The 1,743-nt window shown below is 39.1% G+C and carries 2 protein-coding genes and 1 pseudogene; all 3 read left to right on the forward strand.

Annotated elements, in window-relative coordinates; translation table 11 throughout:
• Positions 1-642, forward strand: a pseudogene (locus WBN21_RS14150) (translational GTPase TypA); the annotation flags it as partial.
• 153 nt (positions 643-795) lie between these two features.
• The gene (locus WBN21_RS14155; protein WP_424201381.1) at positions 796-1,365 is read left to right on the forward strand and encodes a DUF1007 family protein; all 570 of its coding nucleotides are present in this window, start codon (positions 796-798) and stop codon (positions 1,363-1,365) included.
• Between the two features lie 21 nt (positions 1,366-1,386).
• The coding region (locus WBN21_RS14160) for a hypothetical protein (RefSeq protein ID WP_424201383.1) at positions 1,387-1,743 on the forward strand (357 nt) is incomplete at its 3' end.

Below are 1,743 nucleotides of genomic sequence, written 5' to 3' on the forward strand. Positions count from 1 at the left end.
GGTGATAATCGTGAAGAGCCTTATGAAAACCTGACCATTGATATTGAAGAGATTCATCAAGGCAGTATCATGGAAAAAATGGGCGATCGCAAAGGCAATATAGTCAACATGGAGCCAGATGGAAAAGGCCGTGTTCGTCTAGAATATGTGATTCCATCACGCGGTTTAATTGGTTTTCAGACAGAATTCATGACTTTGACTTCAGGCACTGGATTGATCTACCACTCATTTGATCATTACGGCCCATTGGTTAAGGAAGAAATTGGGCAGCGTAGCAATGGTGTTCTGGTTTCCAATAGCACAGGCAAGGCATTGGCTTTCGCAATATTCAATCTTCAAGAGCGTGGCAAAATGTTTATTGATCATGCACAAGAAGTCTATGAAGGCCAAATCATTGGCATCCATAGCCGTGATAATGACCTGGTAGTTAACCCACTGAAGGCGAAGCAACTGAATAATATCCGTGCTGCTGGTACCGATGAAAATCTGATCCTGACCAGACCGATCAAATTCACCCTAGAGCAAGCACTTGAGTTTGTTGACGATGATGAATTGGTAGAAATCACACCACAGAGTATTCGTATTCGTAAAAAAGTTTTACAAGAGAATATGCGCAAGGCTTCTACTCGCGCCAGTAAATAACTCTGGCTGATATAATCAATTGACAATTACTTTAGATCAATCTAGCCCCTCACTTTTTAAAAACAGCTTAAAAGGTGAGGGGTGTCTTTGATTTGATTTTACGTAATCATTTTTTTAAATAAGTATATTATGTAACCCTTTGGATTATTTTTTATGATCAAAAGCGTACTTTCAGTTTTATTTTTCTTCTTGATTACGTCTCAAGCTGTTCTGTCACACGGTGTTCATTATGAAGTTCAGTTAAAAAGCGAACTACAGGTAAACGATAAAAAACAATTAAGCGCAATTAAAATGACCTGGCTCTATGATCAGGAAGCAAGTAAAGATTTATTAAAGGATCAGGCAGATCTTGGCATTCTCGCAAAGCAACTCATCAGTGACCTGGAAAGGTTCTACTTCTTCACACAGTTTGAAGTTGGAGACAGGGTTTTAATTACCAGTAAAGTACAGGATTTCGATCTAAAATTGCTCAATGTGGGAGATTCTTCTCTGCTGGAATTAACATTCACCGTTCCGATAAAATCGAAAGTCGAAATCAATTCGATAAAACAAATACAGTTTAATCATGCCGACCCAACAGAAATGGCTATTTTTTACTATGATAAACCACTGGACATCGTTCTGGCAGATGAACTAAAACAAAATTGCAGTGCCAAAGTTGTAGAAAAAACCGAATTTGCGGAGGGTGAGTTTCCACAAATTGTTACTGTAAACTGTATGTAGTCTTGAATGTGGAGCTTGGCCATGAAAAATAGCACTTTAGCGGGCTTACTCATATTGTCGTTACTTTTTGTACTGACTGCTTGCGGTGGTGGTTCGTCGTCAAATTCCGTTATAATCCCGCCAGTAAATACACAACGTGGGGGTTTAATAAGCTCAGAGCTTATTTCCACAGACCAATCTTTTTTACTGCCGTATACGGTTAATTCTTATAAGCTTGCTTATTACACGATTGATATAAACAACAATCTTATAAAAGCTTCGGGTCTATTGAGTATTCCGGCAAAAAGCGTGTCTGAGAAAAGCCCGATAATAAGCTACCAACACGGTACGATTTTTCTCAACTCACAGGCTCCTACCAACCATGCATCAACCCTGGAA

Source organism: Algibacter sp., from assembly GCF_049667265.1.
In the GTDB taxonomy this organism is placed as follows: Bacteria; Bacteroidota; Bacteroidia; order Flavobacteriales; family Flavobacteriaceae; genus Algibacter_B.

Coding starts and splice junctions, on each gene's coding strand:
- WBN21_RS14155 (WP_424201381.1), top strand. CDS start 796: ATGATCAAAAGCGTACTTTCAGTTTTATTTTTCTTCTTGATTACGTCT.